This window comes from Polynucleobacter sp. MWH-Adler-W8 (assembly GCF_001889925.1).
Lineage (GTDB): Bacteria > Pseudomonadota > Gammaproteobacteria > Burkholderiales > Burkholderiaceae > Polynucleobacter.
Genome location: NZ_LZFI01000004.1, coordinates 107,589 through 125,931 on the forward strand (window position 1 = coordinate 107,589; position 18,343 = coordinate 125,931).

Genomic DNA, 18,343 nt, shown 5'->3' on the forward strand with positions numbered 1-18,343 from the left:
TTACTTCTGGCTATTTAAAGCCTTGATAACGTCATCGGTTACATCAGCCTTAGGGCTGACATAAGCAGCTTCTTGAACAATGACATCAATTTTTCTTTGTTCTGCAATTTGTTTCAATACCGCATTTGCTTTTTCTGCAATCTTGGCGCGCTCTTCGAAAGTACGCTGATTGAGATCTTCAGTAAATTCGCGTTGCTTACGTTGCAGCTCACGATCCTGATCGGCCAACTCACGTTGGCGACGAACGCGCTCAGCTTCATTCATCACGGCACCATCACGATCTAACTTTTCAGCAGCAGATTTAATTTTTTGAGCGCTATCGCGCAAATCGTTCTGGCGCTTAGTAAATTCGTTCTGCAAGCGAGTTTGCATTGCTTTAGCTAGATTGGACTCATTGAAGACTTTCTCAGAGTTCACAACTGCAACGCGCGTTCCTGCATCTTGAGCAAAAACTTGAGAGGTTGCGACCACTGTCATAGCAGCAATCAAGCCAACTTGAATCCATTTAGAAGATTGATAAAGCTTCATAAAACTTTCCTTAAACAATTAAAACGCTGTACCCACCTGGAACTGCAAACGCTGGATATTGTCCGTTGGTTGTGACTTATACGGAATACCGTAGCTGAATTTCAGTGGTCCCAGTGGTGATATCCATGATAAACCCAATCCGTAGGAATATCGCAGAACCAGATTGATGTTTTCCCCAAAGGCATTACCGCCATCTACGAATGTGAATAGGCGCAAGGTCTTATCAACGCCAGATCCTGGAACGGGGAAGGTATATTCCACGTTGGAAACAATCTTAGATTGACCACCTGTTGGCTGATAAGCGCCAATAATGGTGTTGTAGTACTGAGGCCCCAAGGATCCAGGGGCATAGCCGCGAACCGACCCAATACCACCAACGTAGTAGTTTTTAGTAATTGGGAAGGGCTTGCTGCCATATGCCTCACCATAGCCAACCTCGCCGTTAAAGGACAAGATATTACCCTTTGAAAATGAGTGATATTTCTGGTACTGACCATAGATGCGATAAAAGGTGAGATCGCCAACCGGCGTGCCAACTTCACCAGATAACTGCTGCAAGGAGCCTTCCGAAGGAATCAATGTGCTGTCACGACCATCGCGCGCCCAACCCACTGTTACAGGCACGTTATAAGTTGTCACGGTACCAGGATAGCCCGGCGATGGCACGCCGTAACTCATTGCATAGTTCAAGTACGGTACCGGCGTATTGGACGAAGTATTAATTTGGAAAACTTCCAAACCGGTTCCAAAAAATACTCTGTCTACTTCGGTATACGGCACGCCAAATTTAATGTTCGAGCCAACGGATTTAATCTGATAATCAGGATCACCAGCGTAATACAAAGGCTTGGATGAGCGATAGTAAAGATCGGTATAACGACTGATGCCATCTTCGGTGAAGTATGGGTCGTAATTAGAGAGAGTTAAATTTTGAGTAATCTTACCGAGGGAAGCATTTAAGCCAACAGAAGTGCCGGTACCAAAGGCATTATCTTGATTAATACCTGCAGACAAAATCAACTTCTCGGTTGAGGAGAAACCTGCACCAACGGTAATTGCTCCTGTTGGCTTCTCAGCTACTTTGACATTGACATCAACCTGGTCAGGAGATCCAGGGACATCTTCTGTAGTGATGTCAGTCTCAGTAAAGTAACCCAAGCGACCTAAACGCTTTTTAGATAAATCGATCTTGTCACTATCAAACCAAGAGCTTTCGAACTGACGCATTTCGCGACGAATCACTATATCGCGAGTTTTGGCGTTTCCAGAAATTGCCACTTGGCGCACATAGATACGACGACCAGGATCCACCACCAAGGTCAAATCTACCTCAGCTACGTCGCGACGAATATCTGGTTGCGGATTGATAGTTGCAAATGCATAACCATAAGAACCCAAGATTTCAGCAATTGCCTTGGTGCTCTCGGTTAATTTAGCTGACGAGAAAGTATCCCCGGGCTTCAAAACAACCAACTGCATCAACTCTGCTTCTTTGCCTAAAGTTTCTCCTGCTAAGCGCACATCCTTAACGGTAAACTTTTTACCCTCACGAATACTAATGGTGAGGTAGATACCCTTTTTATCCGGGGTAATCGACACCTGAGTGGACTCAATCACAAACTCGAGATAACCACGATTAAGGTAATAAGATCGAATGGACTCCAAGTCAGCGGTTAACTTTTGCTTAGAATAAAGATTGTCTTTACTATACCAAGATAACCAACCGCCAGTTTTTAACTGCATCTCACTTTTTAAAGTGCCTTCACTGAACACTTCGTTACCAATGAAATTAATCTCTTGAATTTTGGCAACAGGACCCTCATCAATATTGAAATAGACGGCCACTTGATTGCGCTCAACTGGGGTAACTGTAGCAATAACCTCAGCCGCATACATCCCTTTACCAACGTATTGGCGCTTTAATTCTTGCTCTGCTTTATCAATGAGTGCTTTGTCATAAAAACGCGCCTCAGCAACACCAACTGTTTTTAAAGACTTACGAACGATCTCGGAATCAAACTCTTTCATCCCGGTAAATTCAATACGAGAAATGGTTGGGCGCTCTTCCACGATCACAATTAGAACGTTGCCCTGCTCTTGAATTTGCACGTCTCTAAAAAATCCAGTGCTATACAAAGCCTTGATCGATTCAGCACCTTTTTCTTCGTTAAAGGTATCGCCCACCTGAACCGGCAAATAACTAAATACCGTTCCGGGTTCTACGCGCTGCAAACCTTCAACACGAATATCCTTCACCACAAATGACTCGGCCGCAGAGGCATTCAGACTCAACCCAATCGCAGAGAATACCAATATATGGGTGATGAAGCGGGCAAAAATACGAAAAGAATGTGTCAGAGGATTCAAGGCGAAATATAGCGTTGTAAATCGTTAAACAAGGCCAGTAATGACATAGAAATCAGCAAAATAAAGCCCACTTTTTGGAGCTGCTCCTGCATTGATGTCGAAATCCGCTTACCGGCGACCAACTCCCATGCATCATACAGTAGCTGACCCCCATCAAGCATTGGAAAAGGGAGCAAATTCAGCAAACCAATGCTAATACTCATAAGCGCCAAAAAGGCTAAAAATGGCTGCCACCCTACCTGGGCTGATTTCCCCGCCATGTCCGCAATACTGAGGGGTCCGCCCAGCTGTTTTAAGGAGGTATTTCCGGTAAATAATCCTGCCATTAGCCTTGCAGAAACCTTGGTAATTACCCACACCCTCTTTGAAGCAAAAATGAGGGCATCTACTGGCCCTAATTTCAAGTCCTGCCACTGCGCCAACGGTGTCAATGCAGGCAGAATGCCTAGAGCCAACATCGGATCCTGATGAGGACTGATTTTGGGCAAATCCTTGGCATAAAAGGACTTTATTGAGCTTCCGCCAGTAGGTGTTGCTAGCTCTAGAGCAAATCCGTCCTCCCCCGTAAGCGCATCCATCAAGTTCCAGCGCAAGGCATTCCAGCTCGGTACGGGGTCAAAATCCCCCAAAAGGGGCGCACCACTCTCCTCAGAGCCCAAATTCTGCCAACCAACTACCCGATCACCCGCTATTACTCCCAGCTTGGCAGCAATAGAATGTTCAGGGGGATTTTGCAGAACGGCTGGTAATTGTGGGGCGCCGGAAATATAGATCAGGGCAAAAAAGACAATCGCTAAAAAGAAATTGGCCAATGGGCCAGCAGCCACAATCAATGATCTCTGCCATAGCGGCTTTTTATCAAACGCTTCAGATTCATCGGCCGAAGTAATCACTTGCTGACGATCTCGACCATCAAGCAATTTCACATAGCCGCCCAATGGAATTGAAGCTAATACCCACTCTGTATTATTTTTTGCATGGTAAGTGAATAGCGGTTTACCAAAGCCAATTGCGAAGCGAAGGACTCGAACACCACAACAACGAGCAGCAAAGAAATGCCCAAACTCATGAAAGCTAACCAAGACACCCAGGGTTAACAAAAAAGCCGCGAGAGTAATCAATGCCTGCAAAGAATTTCCTTCACCACTACTTGCGCCGCTTGACGAGCGCGAGCATCCACATCCAAAATTAACTCTAGCGAGTCAGCATTCACGGAAGAAATAGTGTTCAACACGCTGTCCACCACGCAGGAAATTTGCAAATACGGCAGGCCTTCATCTAAGAACGCTGCTACTGCAACTTCATTAGCAGCGTTCAGAACTGCTGGCGCAGTACCACCAGCTTTAGCGGCAGCAAACGCCAATGACAGGCAAGGAAAGCGCTCTAGCTCTGGATCGGTAAAACTTAAATTTGCTAACTGAGTCAAACTGAGCGGGGCTACACCTGCTTCAATACGCTCCGGCCACGCCAGGCCGTAAGCAATAGGGGTTCGCATATCGGGCTGACCCAGTTGAGCTAGCACAGAACCATCACGATAACGAACCATTGAATGCACAACGCTTTGCGGATGGATTAATACTTTAATTTTCTCTAAAGGCAAACCAAATAACCAAAACGCCTCGATCACTTCAAGACCCTTGTTCATCATCGTCGCAGAATCAACTGAAATTTTTCTACCCATCACCCAGTTGGGGTGTGCGCAAGCTTGCTCGGGAGTAATGCCGGCCAATTGATCAAGGGGCGTATTTCTGAATGGTCCACCGGAGGCGGTCAACCACAGTTCTTCAACCCCTAAGCTCGGATTAGGGGTTTTAGAAAATTGATTAGGCAGACATTGAAAGATGGCATTGTGCTCACTATCGATTGGCAGTAATTCTCCGCCCCCTAACTTCATCGCCTGCATAAACAAATCGCCAGACATCACCAAGGCTTCTTTATTTGCGAGCAACACTCTTTTGCCAGCTTTTGCAGCAGCCAAGGCAGACACCAATCCTGCGGCACCTACAATCGCAGCCATAACGGTATCGCAATGCGATTCAGTAACAGCGCTAACTAAAGCTTGCGGTCCATACAAGACTTGAGTATTGATTTTTTTCTCGAGCAAAATCTTGCTTAAGCGAGCAGCGCCGTCAGCATCCGCCACTACCGCAATATTGGGTCTAAATTCAGCGCATTGCTCTGCCAGCAAATCTACCTGCTTAGCTGCGGTAAGTGCGACTACCTTAAAACGATCTGGATGAGCACGAATCACATCGAGCGTATTAACGCCGATGGAGCCAGTAGAACCTAGGATGGCGACCTGCTTGACTGGCATTACACAAATCCTGCCAAGAGCGCTGCGATTGGCATTGCCGGAATCAAAGCATCCACCCGATCTAATACGCCGCCATGTCCTGGCAATAAATGACTGGAGTCTTTGACGCCAGCTAAACGCTTTAACTGAGACTCAAATAAGTCCCCAAAAATACTGAAGGCAGTTAATACCGTCACCATCAGGAACATGGGAACCCAACCAAAGCGAATGGCCCATGCACCAAACAAAGTCGATTCAAAAGGCAAGAAGTAAACGCATAAGAATGCATAAACATAACAAAGTATTAAACCGCCGATAGCACCTTCAATCGATTTACCTGGACTAATTTGCACAGCAAGCTTGTGTTTACCAAACGCCTTACCTACAAAGTAAGCCCCAATATCAGCAATCCACACTAGAGCCATACTACTAAGCAAAAAGATCAGGCCTAACTCACGCAAGAACACCAATGCAAACCAGGTGGCTGGCAATAAAATTAAACCGAGAACCACATAAAAGGGTCGCAGCTTTTCTAGCGAAAGATTGATGCCTTTGGCCAATATAAATGGTGCAACAAAGAACCAGAAAATGACGGCTAGAAGTAATAAGGCAAATTGCCATGAGGCGTTTTGCATGCCCAGCAAAAACAAAATAATGGCCAAGCAAAATAATGCGTATAGCCAGGCTGCACGCCCTACCTCAGGTGCTAGTAAGCGACTCCATTCCCAAGCGGCGGCCAACAAAGCCACCAAGAAGAATGCATCAACATACATTGCCGGGAGCAAAAACAGAATGGGTAGCAATACCGCCAATAGAACAAGGGCGGTAATGACTCGGGTTTTTAACATGGAGAATTAAGTTCAGTAATTAGCAGCGTCAAACTGCATCACTCATTGCTTGAGATGCAAGCTGAGCACTGGTACGACCAAAACGGCGCTCGCGCTGGCTAAACCAGTCAAATGCCTTGTGCAATTCTTTCTCATCAAAGTCAGGCCACAAAACATCTGTGAAGTACAACTCGGTATATGCCAGTTGCCATAACAAGAAATTACTCACGCGCTGCTCGCCACCAGTGCGGATAAACAAATCTGGCTCTGGTGCGTAAGCCATTGAAAGATGAGGTTGAAGCAATTCTTCAGTAACCTGTTCTGGCCTCAAATTGGGGTTAGCAGAAAGGCATTGGCGCATTGCCTGCAAGATATCCCAGCGACCACCATAGTTAGCGGCGATCGTAAAAGTTAATCCTTTGCACCCAGCAGTCTTTTGTTCAGAGAATTGCACCATCTCCTGGATGGCAGAATCAAAACGGCTCAGGTCGCCAATTAAACGCAAAGCAATATCGTTTTCTGCCAGACGAGACACTTCACCCTTGAGTGATTTCAGAAATAACTTCATCAAGAAGCCTACTTCTTCTGGTGGGCGACGCCAGTTCTCTGAGCTAAAGGCAAATACAGTGAGATATTCAACACCAAGCTTGCGGCACTCTTCAACGATTTTTCGCACAGCACTCAAACCTTCTGAGTGCCCAGCTACACGAGGCATCATGCGCTTGCTAGCCCAACGCCCATTGCCATCCATGATGATCGCCACATGGCGAGGTATAGCACTTACCTCCGGGATGGCTAGAGTTGAACTAGAGTGTTGAGTCATGAGAGGCTAAAAATTCAAGGCGGCTTTAAACCGTCATGATCTCTTTTTCTTTTTCAGAAACGATCTTATCGACATCAATCACTGCTTTATCCGTCATCTTCTGAATTTCATCAGTAGCGCGGCGCTCTTCATCCTCGGAAATTTCCTTGTCTTTGGTAAGACGCTTTAAATGCTCATTTGCATCGCGACGCAAATTACGAACAGCAATCTTAGTTTCTTCACCCTCATTCTTAACAACCTTAGTGAGGTCGCGGCGGCGCTCTTCAGTCAAAGCAGGCATTGGCACGCGGATTACAGTACCCTGAGATGCTGGGTTTAAGCCAAGATCAGAATCACGAATCGCTTTTTCAATCACCGCAACCATCGTTTTTTCAAATGGTTGAACGTTGATGGTGCGCGCATCTGCTAAGCCTAGGCTAGCAACCTGACTTAATGGCGTTGGGTTACCGTAATAATCCACCTGAATGTGCTCCAGAATTCCTGGGTTGGCACGGCCAGAACGAATCTTGGCTAAATTGGTCTTCAAAGCCTCAAGAGACTTTTGCATCTTTTGATCGGTATTGGTTTTAATTTCTGCTGCAGACATCAGGCCCCCTATTAAATATGTACCTTAAACGTGTACTAAAGTACCTTCAGGTTCACCTTGCACTACACGCATTAATGCGCCTGGCTTGAGAATTGAAAATACTTTGATTGGTAATTTGCGATCACGGCACAATGCAAATGCAGTTGCGTCCATAACCTGTAGATTCTTGATTAATGCTTCATCAAACGTAATGGTTTTATATAAAGTTGCTGTTGGATCTTTTACTGGATCAGCGCTGTAGATTCCGTCTACCTTGGTTGCCTTGAGCATGATCTCAACACCCATCTCAGCCCCACGCAGAGCGGCAGCAGTATCAGTAGTAAAGAATGGATTGCCCGTACCTGCTGCGAAAATAACGACTTTACCCTCACCCATCGCGCGGATTGCACGTGGACGAATGTAGGGCTCAACCACTTGATCCATACGAAGAGCGGATTGCACGCGCGCCTCAACACCTTTTTGACGCAAGGCATCTTGCAATGCTAAAGAATTCATCATGGTTGCCAACATGCCCATGTAATCGGCAGTTGCACGATCCATACCAGCAGCACCACCTGCAACCCCACGGAAAATGTTTCCGCCGCCAATCACAATCGCTAGCTCTACTCCGATATTCACAATAGCGGCGATTTCTTTAACCATGGAATCAATAGTGACTGGATTGATGCCAAAAGCATCATCACCCATAAGGGCTTCACCAGATAGTTTTAGGAGGACTCGTTTGTAGGCTGGCATGTTTTTTATTTTCCGTAATTTGCTAAGTAATTAACTTACTTAGCTTATTGATCTTTAAGCACTTTTTAATATCTCCGCCAAATTATAAAGGGCTTGGGAGGGATCAAAGAAAAGGGCACAGAAACTAAGGTTTCTATGCCCTTTTGGGTATTACTAACCAGCGGGGAAAGCCCCAAACTAGCCTATTAAGCTGTTGCTTTAGAGGCAGCAGCTACCTGTGCAGCTACTTCAGCCGCAAAGTCATCTTGACGCTTCTCAATGCCCTCACCTACAACAAACATGGTGAAACCCTTGATTGTTGTATTTGCAGCCTTGAGCATTTGCTCTACAGATTGCTTGTCGTTTTTAACGAAAGTCTGGTTCAACAAAGAAACCTCTTTGAGGTACTTCTGAATAGAACCTTCAACCATCTTTTCAACGATTTCCGGTGGTTTGCCAGATTCAGCAGCCTTTTGAACGGCAACGCTACGCTCAACCGCAATTGCTTCAGCAGGAACGTCAGCCATCGACAAGGCCACTGGCTTCATTGCAGCAATATGCATTGCTACATCTTTAGCAGCAGTCTCGTCACCTTCGAACTCAACCATTACACCAATACGGGTGCCATGGAGGTAAGAAACCAACTTGTTGCTACTAGCAAAACGCTTGAAGCGACGCGGCATGATGTTCTCACCGATCTTACCGATCAATGCGCTACGAACTTCATCAACAGTTTGACCGTTCAATGGCAATGCTAACAATGCAGCAACATCAGCCGGATTCTGGTCAGCAACCAACTTCACGCAGTCATTAACAAATGCCAGGAAGTCGTCGTTCTTAGAAACGAAATCGGTTTCGCAGTTCACTTCTAACAAAGCACCAGTAGTGCCATTGATAGAAGTAGCAACGATACCTTCAGCTGTTACACGAGAAGCTGCTTTACCAGCTTTGCTACCCAGCTTTACACGCAGAATTTCTTCTGCACGAGCCATATCACCATCAGCCTCAGTCAAAGCCTTTTTGCACTCCATCATCGGAGCATCAGTTTTGGCGCGTAACTCGCCAACCATTGCAGCGGTAATAGCGGCCATTATTCAGCTTTCCCTTCTTCAACAAACTCTTCTTCGCCTTCTTTAACAGCTGTCAAAATTTCTTGAACAGAGTTAGCCTTGCCTTCGAGGATTGCGTCAGCAATGCCACGTGCATAAAGGAGAACCGCTTTGCTGGAGTCATCGTTACCAGGGATGATGTAATCAACACCTTCTGGTGAGTGGTTGGTATCCACAACAGCGATTACTGGAATACCAAGCTTGTTTGCTTCAGTAATAGCAATCTTGTGGTAGCCAACGTCCACTACAAAAATCGCATCAGGAACACCGTTCAAATCTTGAATACCGCCAAGTGCTTTTTGCAATTTGTCGAGATCACGGTCGTTAGTCAAAGCTTCTTTCTTTGAAAGCTTTTCCCAGTCGCCAGCTTCTTTAGCAACTGCCATGTCTTTCAAACGCTTGAGGGAACCTTTAACAGTTTTGAAGTTGGTGAGTGTGCCACCCAACCAACGGCTGTCGATGTAAGGCATACCAGCACGAGCAGCTTCTTCAGCAATGATCTCGCGTGATTGACGCTTAGTACCAACAAATAAAATAGTGCCACGATTGGAAGCAATTTGCTTTGCAAATTTCAGGGCATCCTGAAACATTGGCAATGTTTTTTCCAAGTTGATGATGTGGATTTTGTTGCGATGACCGAAAATAAATGGGGCCATCTTTGGGGACCAGAAGCGAGTTTGGTGACCAAAATGGCAACCGGCTTCCAGCATTTGACGCATAGTTACTGACATAACTTCTCCTAAGGGTTGTTTCTAAAGTTGAGTCCTAGCTGCGCTAAAAAACGCCACCCTGGAAGGCTCAACTCGCGATTTCAAGTCCAAAATAGACCTGAGGACAAAATTATAGCTTAAATATCAATGCTCTAGCCAGCCTCTCCCCCAAGCAATAAAAGGGGGCTACCCTCAAAATGATCCCCAGAAGCCCCAAAAACGGGATACTTGCCTAAATTTTAGGCAATAATGGCAAGCTAAAACTCTCCAAGTCGTTGATAATCAAGGCATGAATAGTGTATTTACTGCAGAAAAAGACATCCTCGGGATGCGCGAAGCTGGCCGCTTAGCCAGCGAAGTTTTGGATCATGTGGCTCCTCACGTCAAGGCCGGGGTTACCACTGGAGAGCTAGACCGGATTTGCCATGAATACATGCGCGATGTCCAGAAGACTATTCCAGCCCCATTAAATTATCAGCCACCTGGGTACCCACCCTTCCCAGCATCCATCTGCACTTCCGTGAATGATGTGATCTGCCACGGCATTCCAGGAGACAAAGTTCTCAAAACTGGTGATGTTGTGAACCTCGACATCACTGTCATTACTCCTGATGGCTACTACGGTGACACCAGCCGTATGTTCATGGTGGGTGAAGTTTCCGTCATGGCTAAACGCCTTACGCAAATTACTTTTGAATGCATGTGGTTGGGAATTGCTCAAGTGAAACCAGGCGCATCACTCGGCGATATTGGTCACGTCATTCAGACTCATGCAGAAAAAGCGGGTTACTCAGTAGTGCGTGAGTATTGCGGTCATGGCATTGGCAAAGTGTTTCACCAAGATCCACAGATTCTTCACTACGGCAAACCGGGCACTGGTGAAAAACTAGAAGTCGGCATGACCTTTACGATCGAACCCATGATCAACGCGGGCAAACGAGACATTCGCACCATGCCTGACCAGTGGACCGTGAAGACAAAAGACCGCAGCCTGTCAGCCCAATGGGAACATACGCTGTTGGTTACTCCAACAGGCGTTGAGGTGCTTACTTGGTCAGAAGGTAGCAACCCACCTCCCGATTGCGTTAAAGGCCTTTCATTTAGACCGACATTAGTAAGCGCTTAATAGAATGAGTCAGTCGCAAGCAGTTGGCAATGTTATTGATGCAACTAGCCTGCGTGCCGCTCGCGAAATTGCTTACGACGAGTTTAGAAAAACACAGTCTGTTGGTAAATTAACTAAGCAACTTGCTAAGTTAAGCGATCAACTCCTCTCCCATCTCTGGAATAGCTGCGGCTTAAATAATGAAGCTACCTTAGTCGCAGTTGGCGGATTCGGTAGAGGCGCACTATTTCCTTACTCCGATATTGATATTCTGATTCTGCTGCCTGCTGATGAAGAACAGGCTAGAGCTCTTTCAAAGCAAGTTGAGCAATTTGTTGCAAGCTGCTGGGATACCGGATTGGAAATTGGCTCCTCAGTCAGAAATGTTGCTGAATGCATCTCTGAGTCAGAGCAAGACATTACCGTGCGCACCTCACTTTTAGAAGCGCGACTCATTTGTGGCAAGAAGCAGCTCTTTAAAGACTTTGCCAAAGCTTTTGAAGCGGCAATGGACCCCAAAGCCTTCTTTCAGGCCAAACAAGCCGAACAAATTCAGCGTCATTACAAATACCAGAACACTCCTTACTCCTTAGAGCCTAATTGCAAAGAGAGCCCTGGGGGCTTACGTGACTTACAGGTCATCACCTGGGTTAGTAAGGCTGCATTATTGGGCGATACCTTCAAGGACCTCAATGAAGCTGGTCTGGTGACGCAGCGCGAACTCACTGAGCTCAAACGCAATCAACGCTTCTTGGAAACCCTGCGCGCCAACCTCCATTTGTTAGCCGGACGCAGGCAAGACGTTCTTGCATTTGATTTGCAAGCAGCATTAGCAGCATCGATGGGAATCAAACAAGAATCCTCACGTCAAGCCAGCGAAGCCATTATGCGTCGCTATTACTGGGCAGCTAAAGCAGTTACACAGCTTAATGACGTTCTCTTGCAAAACATTGAAGCCCTACTCTTTCCGCAAGAGTCTAAGACAATCCTCTCTATTCCGGGCGAAGGTAATGAGCACTTTATTGAGCGTCAGGGGGTATTGGATATTACCGACCCGCAACTCTTTCAGAAGCATCCTGAACAAATTCTAAGAACCTTCTTGGTATTTGCTCAAACCTCAAATGTAAAGAGCCTGTCTGCAACTATTTTTAGAGCTCTATATAACGCTCGCACCAAGATGGATGGCAAGTGGCGAGCCGACCCTGTCAATAGAGCGCTCTTCATGGAGTTGCTAAAGCAACCTGAAGGCGTCAGTCGCGCCTTTCACCTCATGAATCGCAGCAGCGTTCTTGGTCGCTACCTTCCAGCCTTCCGCAAGATTGTTGGGCAGATGCAGCATGACTTATTTCATGTGTATACCGTTGATCAACACATCTTGATGGTGCTGCGGAATGTACGCCGCTTCATGGTTGTGGAACATACCCATGAATTCCCCTTTTGTAGCAGCCTCATTGCTCACTTTGAAAAACCTTGGTTACTGGTTATTGCCGCACTCTTCCATGACATTGCCAAAGGACGTGGTGGTGATCACTCGCAATTAGGCAGAGCTGATATGCGCAAGTTTGCTAAGGATCATGGCTTAGATAAAAAAGATACCGAGCTATTAGTATGGTTGGTTGCCGAGCACCTCAACATGAGTCAAACCGCTCAGAAACAAGACATCACCGACCCAGATGTCGTGAAGGCATTTGCCAGAAAAGTAGGTGATGAGCGTCACCTTACTGCGCTCTATTTGTTAACCGTGGCTGACGTGCGCGGAACCAGTCCTAAGGTTTGGAATGCCTGGAAAGGCAAGCTACTTGAGGATCTATATCGTGCGACCTTAAGAGTGCTCGGTGGAGCCAAGACAGATGCCTCATCAGAATTAGCACAACACCAAGAAGAGTCCAAAGCCAAATTACGTCTGTACGGCATTAATGACGAATCTTATGAAGATTTATGGAAGCAACTAGATGTAGCCTTCTTCCTAAGACAGGACTCATCTGACATTGCGTGGCTCACACGTCATCTATACAACAAGGTGAATAGCGACCAACCGATTGTGAGAGCAAGACTATCCCCCATTGGTGAAGGCTTGCAAGTGGCCGTCTACGTTAAAGACCAAGAGGATCTGTTTGCCAGAATTTGTGCCTACTTTGAAAGACATGGTTTCTCAATTTGGGATGCCCGCATTCATACAACACGGCACGGCTATGCTTTGGACACCTTCCAAATCTCAGGCAGTAACCTAGTAGATGAAGGTGGTAGCTATCGCGACATTATTCAGTTGGTAGAGTTCGAGCTAACTGAGGCTTTAACCAATGCAGAGCCACTCCCCAATCCAAGCATGGGGCGACTCTCCAGACAATCACGCACATTTCCAATTCAGCCACGTGTGCACATGGTGCCAGATGATCGTGGCCGTTATTACACGCTTGCGCTCTCTGCGAGCGACCGTACTGGCTTGCTTTACACAATCTCTAGAGTATTGGCGAAGCATCAGGTATCCATTCATACCGCCAGAATTAATACACTGGGAGAAAGAGTGGAAGACGTTCTATTACTGGATGCAGCAAACCTCGGTAAGAATCCCAAGCTACAGATACAGCTTGAGACAGAATTACTTGAGGCCTTAGGGGCCTAAAGCAATTTAGCTAAAGCACGTTGGATGCGAATGCTTTCAATATCGCTAAAAGCAAACCACTTACATTTAATATCTTCTGCAGATTGCTCTTGTCGTAGGGCTCGCAACCTATAAAGTAGATCTATGTGCAAATGAGCACTCTCACCCTTTTTGGGATTCTCAGGAATCTCGTGAATATCAATGTCAATGGGCTCTTGACTGTTGGCATCTAGCTCGCAGATATAACCAGTTTCCTCATATACCTCCCTAATGGCAGCTTCAACTGGTGAATCCCCTTCATCAATATGACCTCCAGGCTGAAGCCAATGCTTGATATATGGATGAAAGATTAACAGAACCTTGTCAGCTTTAATGACTAAACCACTTGCGGTGATATGCCCAATTCGATTGGTTCTTCTAAAAGAAGATTCATAATTTAAAATCGCATTCACCCGATCTTTAAACGGAGAGATTGATTTAATACCTTCAAGTTTTTGGATGATATTTAAATTAAAATTATTCATTATTAAAGATGATAACTATCAGAACGCTAATTAAAAAAGAAAAAGAAATAAACAAAAAATCTTTTGGTCTTAATTTTTCCCCAAGAAATAAATAAGCAAAAACTGCTCCTAAAAAACCAGTTGCATTTAGTATTGGCCAAACAATCATCAAATTCTTTGCTGTAATTGCAAGAACAAACGTAACCTGCGTCACTAAAGTTAGAGAACCTCGAAAATAAAATCCACCGTGCGAGAGAAACTCTTTTGGAAAGAAGTAAACCCAAGAAAGGCCTCGCCCATAAATCAGAAAAACACCAGAAAAAATAAACCTCCAAAATAAAACAGAGAAGGCTGCCGATAATAAGCTCCAAAACTCCCTGTCATGCGTTGTGTTCAACCCAAAAAAGTATGCGCAAACCCCTTGAGTAGTAAGCATTAAAACTAAGACGACTGCAGATTTATAGGTCTTTCTAAAAACATCAAACCCAGTCGAGAAAATAAATAAAACCAATATTGTCGACAAAAATAAAAAGGATATATAGGAGATTGAATAAAAACCTAAAAATGCCAATGCTATTGGAACCGTAACATCAGCAGCTTTTGATAAAACAGCCACATCTGTCACTCTCAGGCGCTTAAACACAAAAGAAAAAGAATAGGCTACACACTGGATCAAGATCGACATAAATACCAGATCTACAGTCAGCAGATCCTTAAGGCAATTATCAAATGCTGGAGTAAAAAGAATGATTGGAAGCATTAAAAATACTGGCAAAAGATTGTTCCAGTAGCCAATTACTAAAGGGCATGCTTTTTCTTTTTGAAATTGCCTACGGTCAACTACATTAAGTCCAGCGCGACTAAATGTGGAGATAATCGAGGCCAAAACTGGCAAAGAGTCAACCATCAATTAACTGACTCACTAGGCGTACTGATGATGTGATATCCAATTCTCGGCTATGAATCTTTTATCTGGTTCTGGCAGATGTGAAATTGTGTTTCGAGGTGCGTCACATAGACTTCCAATTGAGTAAATAATTTCTCCCTGTACCAACTCAATAAAGCTGTCCACAACAGCACCATGAACGAAATTTACCGAGTTACCTTTATTGTGGATATACACATACTTATCCTTTAGATCGATCTTGCAGGAATACGTCCTCAATGATGCGGAAGCTGCATCAATCTTGTATCGAAGACATGTTGAGAGCTCATCATCGGACGACGTTGCGCAAAATATGTGAAGGCCACTCTTAAATAAATCCTCATCGGCTACTGATAATGATTTATTCCCAGTAGCGCAGAAGAGAACATCTGCTGATCTTAGAAATTCTGATCTAGGCGACGTATGGAAACCAAGAGATAGGGCTGAAGCAAGCAGAATTGGGTTTGTATCAAAGACATCAACCCTGGCCCCTCTTGATAAGAGTGAAAATGCAATGGATCTTCCAATCTTTCCAAATCCAATGACGCCAACGCGCTTCCCAAGGAGAATTAATCCCTGGGTGCGCATAATCGCTTCGGCAGAAAAAACAATTGCCTGCCCAACCAATGAATCTTCAGGCTCTTTAAGGGGGCTACGAGCTACAGATATTACGGGAACCAGATTTTCATTAGAACGCCTCTGCTTAATCAGAGCATCATATTTCTGATGACCATTCTCAGTGTCTTCAACAATACCAACAATTTGCTTATCGAATATTTTTGTAAGGTCTAAGGCGACATGAGAAAAATAACCGCCCATATCTATTATGGCGAATCGCTCATTCTTGATTAAACGATCAATTGCATTAATAAATTGATCGGGGCTAGCCAGTATCTCACTTCGATCAACATCAAAGACGGGATATTGTTTTTTCAAGGCATCTAAGTTAGCAAATTTTTTGGAACTTGCCTTAGGTATAACTCCAGCTATCCTAGCAACTCCAGCTAATGCGGTTAAGAAATTCAGAAATTCAACATTTGCGTGCATCACTACAAGCACGCTATCTACATTTCTGTATCTATTTGGACTAATAATTGAACTAAAAAATCCAGGATATTTCTGCATGGAAGACTTTCAAACAGAAAATCTTAATGAGGGCTGCTAAAAACTGCCACCTGATTTTTGAGTAAGAAACTACTGACATACGCACAATAATTTGTGCGTTAAATTTCTTTTACTTCAATAAATTCAGCATTGTAGATTCATCAATCACTGGCACACCCAGTTCTTCGGCCTTAGTTAGCTTGCTACCAGCATCCGCACCAGCAACTACATAGTCTGTTTTCTTGGAGACTGATCCAGCCACTTTTGCGCCTGCTTTTTCAAGCAGGTCTTTAGCCTCATCACGGGTCATTGTTGGAAATGTACCAGTCAGGACAAAGGTCTTACCTACAACAGCTGCACTAATAACTTTTGCCTCTACGGAAAGTTGCATTCCAGAAGCTAAGAGTTGCTCAATTACCTCACGATTGTGAGCTTCTTGCATAAAGCTGGTGATGGAATCTGCAACCACAGGGCCTACGTCTTTAACGGTGAGAAGGTCTTCAAGATTTGCATCCATTAAGGCATGCATCGATTGATAGTGATTCGCTAAATCCTTGGCGGTAGTCTCACCCACATGACGGATACCCAATGCAAAGATAAATCTCGCTAAGGTAGTGTTTCTAGATTGATTGATTGCCTGAATGAGATTGTCTGCAGACTTCTCACCCATACGCTCTAGGTTAGCTAGCGCAGTAAAACCAAGTCTGTAGAGATCAGCCGGAGTTCTAACAAGGTTGTGATCCACCAATTGATCGACAATCTTCTCGCCTAGACCTTCAATATCCAGCGCCCTTCTATGAGCAAAGTGGATCAAGGCCTGCTTGCGCTGCGCGCCACAGAATAATCCGCCACTACAACGCGCAACTGCTTCATCTGCTAAGCGCTCGATATGGGAATCACATACCGGACAGTTTGTAGGCATCACAAATTCTCTTGCATCGGCTGGACGTCGATCCTTAATCACAGAAACCACTTCCGGAATGACATCACCTGCTCTACGCACTGATACGGTATCGCCAATACGCACATCTTTGCGCTTAACCTCATCTTCATTGTGCAAGGTTGCATTGGTAACAGTTACACCACCAACCTCTACTGGAGCAAGTCGTGCCACCGGAGTAATTGCTCCTGTTCGACCTACTTGCACATCGATACCTAAAACAGTAGTCAGAGCTTCTTGTGCTGGGTACTTATGGGCGAGCGCAAATCTAGGAGCTCTTGAAACAAATCCCAACTTAGCTTGCTCAGCAAATGAGTTCACCTTATAGACCACGCCATCAATGTCATACGGCAATGAATCCCTCTTGGCCCCCACTTCGTTATAGAACGCCAAGATCTCCTCTACCGAATGCAAAACCTTGCGCTCAGCGCACACTGGCAAGCCCAGTTCAGCGTAAGTATTAAGCAATTCTTCATGGGTTTGAGGCAACCAAGAGGCTGGCTCTAGGGCGCCCAAGCCATAAGCAAAGAAGGAGAGTGGCCGTTTAGCAGTGATCTTCGAATCCAATTGACGAAGGCTACCTGCTGCCGCATTACGAGGGTTAGCGAATTCTTTCTCACCCAACTCTGCAGCTTGTCGATTCATCTTCTCGAAGTCTTTGAGGTACATAAAGACTTCTCCACGCACTTCTAGAACTTTCGGAATATTCTTGCCCGTGAGCTTGAGAGGAATGGCGCGAATCGTTTTGATATTAGCGGTAACATCCTCGCCGCTGGCACCGTCACCTCGGGTTGCTGCTGTTAGCAGGGAACCATTTTCATAGCGAAGAGAAATCGCCAAGCCATCAAACTTCAATTCCCCTGCATAGGTCACATGATTAGCATGAAGAGCCTCACGACAACGACGATCAAAGGCAATCAGCTCGCTATCTTCAAATGCATTATTTAAAGAAAGCATTGGTACCGCATGGGTAACCGAATCAAACTCTTTTAGTGCTGTTCCACCTACCCGCTGAGACAAGGATTCTGGGGTAATCCACTCGGGATGAGCAGTCTCAATATCAATTAACTCTCTATAGAGGCGGTCGTATTCAATATCCGGAAGAAGCGGATTATCTAAAACGTAATAGGCATGCTCTAGACGGGCAAGCTCTACTTGCAAGAATGCGTAACGCTCCGCTAAATTTGTCGGACTAGTAGACGACAAA

Annotated in this window: 16 protein-coding genes; 2 read left to right on the plus strand and 14 right to left on the minus strand. The window is 45.2% G+C overall.

Annotation, left to right across the window (positions count from 1 at the left end; genetic code table 11):
- From AOC28_RS05845 to rpsB, 10 genes are all read right to left on the minus strand, one after another.
- Complete coding sequence (locus AOC28_RS05845; protein WP_072583030.1) at window positions 1-528, minus strand: OmpH family outer membrane protein; 528 nt, start codon at window positions 526-528, stop codon at window positions 1-3.
- 18 nt (window positions 529-546) lie between these two features.
- Entirely contained in the window at window positions 547-2,844 is a 2,298-nt protein-coding gene (gene bamA / locus AOC28_RS05850) for an outer membrane protein assembly factor BamA (RefSeq protein ID WP_143143895.1), read from the minus strand.
- A gap of 47 nt (window positions 2,845-2,891) precedes the next feature.
- Window positions 2,892-4,025, minus strand: a complete 1,134-nt coding sequence (locus AOC28_RS05855) for a site-2 protease family protein (RefSeq protein ID WP_072583031.1) — start codon at window positions 4,023-4,025, stop codon at window positions 2,892-2,894.
- On the minus strand, window positions 4,013-5,209 hold the full coding sequence (ispC, locus tag AOC28_RS05860; protein WP_072583032.1) for a 1-deoxy-D-xylulose-5-phosphate reductoisomerase: 1,197 nt from the start codon (window positions 5,207-5,209) through the stop codon (window positions 4,013-4,015). The genes AOC28_RS05855 and ispC overlap by 13 nt, the downstream gene beginning before the upstream one ends.
- Window positions 5,209-6,036 carry a phosphatidate cytidylyltransferase gene (locus AOC28_RS05865; protein ID WP_072583033.1) on the minus strand — a complete coding sequence of 276 codons (828 nt, stop codon included), beginning with the start codon at window positions 6,034-6,036 and terminating at the stop codon, window positions 5,209-5,211. Before AOC28_RS05865 ends, ispC begins: the two co-directional genes overlap by 1 nt.
- Before the next feature lie 28 nt (window positions 6,037-6,064).
- Entirely contained in the window at window positions 6,065-6,838 is a 774-nt protein-coding gene (locus AOC28_RS05870) for an isoprenyl transferase (RefSeq protein ID WP_072583034.1), read from the minus strand.
- A 25-nt stretch (window positions 6,839-6,863) separates the two neighbouring features.
- On the minus strand, window positions 6,864-7,424 hold the full coding sequence (gene frr, locus AOC28_RS05875; RefSeq protein WP_072583035.1) for a ribosome recycling factor: 561 nt from the start codon (window positions 7,422-7,424) through the stop codon (window positions 6,864-6,866).
- Between the two features lie 24 nt (window positions 7,425-7,448).
- Complete coding sequence (gene pyrH / locus AOC28_RS05880; protein WP_072583036.1) at window positions 7,449-8,159, minus strand: UMP kinase; 711 nt, start codon at window positions 8,157-8,159, stop codon at window positions 7,449-7,451.
- 185 nt (window positions 8,160-8,344) lie between these two features.
- Entirely contained in the window at window positions 8,345-9,229 is an 885-nt protein-coding gene (gene tsf / locus AOC28_RS05885) for a translation elongation factor Ts (RefSeq protein ID WP_072583037.1), read from the minus strand.
- Complete coding sequence (rpsB, locus tag AOC28_RS05890; protein ID WP_072583038.1) at window positions 9,229-9,978, minus strand: 30S ribosomal protein S2; 750 nt, start codon at window positions 9,976-9,978, stop codon at window positions 9,229-9,231. The genes tsf and rpsB overlap by 1 nt, the downstream gene beginning before the upstream one ends.
- 268 nt (window positions 9,979-10,246) lie before the next feature.
- On the opposite strand from rpsB, the gene map reads away from it, so the two are divergent.
- Both map and AOC28_RS05900 read left to right on the plus strand, forming a co-directional pair.
- A complete protein-coding gene (gene map, locus AOC28_RS05895) occupies window positions 10,247-11,083 on the plus strand; it encodes a type I methionyl aminopeptidase (protein ID WP_072583039.1) in 837 nt (278 codons plus the stop codon).
- A 4-nt stretch (window positions 11,084-11,087) separates the two neighbouring features.
- Window positions 11,088-13,685: a [protein-PII] uridylyltransferase gene (locus tag AOC28_RS05900; protein WP_072583040.1), complete on the plus strand. Its 2,598-nt coding sequence runs from the start codon at window positions 11,088-11,090 to the stop codon at window positions 13,683-13,685.
- On the opposite strand, the gene AOC28_RS05905 is transcribed toward AOC28_RS05900, so the two are convergent.
- The 4 genes from AOC28_RS05905 to ligA form a co-directional block, all read right to left on the minus strand.
- A complete protein-coding gene (locus AOC28_RS05905) occupies window positions 13,682-14,188 on the minus strand; it encodes an NUDIX domain-containing protein (protein WP_072583041.1) in 507 nt (168 codons plus the stop codon). The genes AOC28_RS05900 and AOC28_RS05905 overlap by 4 nt on opposite strands.
- Window positions 14,181-15,074, minus strand: coding sequence for a hypothetical protein (locus AOC28_RS05910; RefSeq protein WP_143143888.1), 894 nt, complete (start codon window positions 15,072-15,074; stop codon window positions 14,181-14,183). The genes AOC28_RS05905 and AOC28_RS05910 overlap by 8 nt, the downstream gene beginning before the upstream one ends.
- A 15-nt stretch (window positions 15,075-15,089) precedes the next feature.
- Window positions 15,090-16,217, minus strand: a complete 1,128-nt coding sequence (locus AOC28_RS05915; RefSeq protein ID WP_072583043.1) for an NAD(P)-dependent oxidoreductase — start codon at window positions 16,215-16,217, stop codon at window positions 15,090-15,092.
- A 109-nt stretch (window positions 16,218-16,326) separates the two neighbouring features.
- A complete protein-coding gene (gene ligA / locus AOC28_RS05920) occupies window positions 16,327-18,342 on the minus strand; it encodes an NAD-dependent DNA ligase LigA (protein ID WP_072583044.1) in 2,016 nt (671 codons plus the stop codon).
- Window position 18,343: the final 1 nt, after the last annotated feature.

What these genes read in the sequence shown, in the direction of transcription:
- rpsB (WP_072583038.1), bottom strand. Translation starts at nt 9,978, where the DNA reads ATGTCAGTAACTATGCGTCAAATGCTGGAAGCCGGTTGCCATTTTGGT.
- AOC28_RS05870 (WP_072583034.1), bottom strand. Translation starts at nt 6,838, where the DNA reads ATGACTCAACACTCTAGTTCAACTCTAGCCATCCCGGAGGTAAGTGCT.
- AOC28_RS05905 (WP_072583041.1), bottom strand. Translation starts at nt 14,188, where the DNA reads ATGAATAATTTTAATTTAAATATCATCCAAAAACTTGAAGGTATTAAA.
- AOC28_RS05845 (WP_072583030.1), bottom strand. Translation starts at nt 528, where the DNA reads ATGAAGCTTTATCAATCTTCTAAATGGATTCAAGTTGGCTTGATTGCT.
- AOC28_RS05900 (WP_072583040.1), top strand. Translation starts at nt 11,088, where the DNA reads ATGAGTCAGTCGCAAGCAGTTGGCAATGTTATTGATGCAACTAGCCTG.
- AOC28_RS05910 (WP_143143888.1), bottom strand. Translation starts at nt 15,074, where the DNA reads ATGGTTGACTCTTTGCCAGTTTTGGCCTCGATTATCTCCACATTTAGT.
- tsf (WP_072583037.1), bottom strand. Translation starts at nt 9,229, where the DNA reads ATGGCCGCTATTACCGCTGCAATGGTTGGCGAGTTACGCGCCAAAACT.
- AOC28_RS05915 (WP_072583043.1), bottom strand. Translation starts at nt 16,217, where the DNA reads ATGCAGAAATATCCTGGATTTTTTAGTTCAATTATTAGTCCAAATAGA.
- AOC28_RS05865 (WP_072583033.1), bottom strand. Translation starts at nt 6,036, where the DNA reads ATGTTAAAAACCCGAGTCATTACCGCCCTTGTTCTATTGGCGGTATTG.
- frr (WP_072583035.1), bottom strand. Translation starts at nt 7,424, where the DNA reads ATGTCTGCAGCAGAAATTAAAACCAATACCGATCAAAAGATGCAAAAG.
- ispC (WP_072583032.1), bottom strand. Translation starts at nt 5,209, where the DNA reads ATGCCAGTCAAGCAGGTCGCCATCCTAGGTTCTACTGGCTCCATCGGC.
- map (WP_072583039.1), top strand. Translation starts at nt 10,247, where the DNA reads ATGAATAGTGTATTTACTGCAGAAAAAGACATCCTCGGGATGCGCGAA.
- pyrH (WP_072583036.1), bottom strand. Translation starts at nt 8,159, where the DNA reads ATGCCAGCCTACAAACGAGTCCTCCTAAAACTATCTGGTGAAGCCCTT.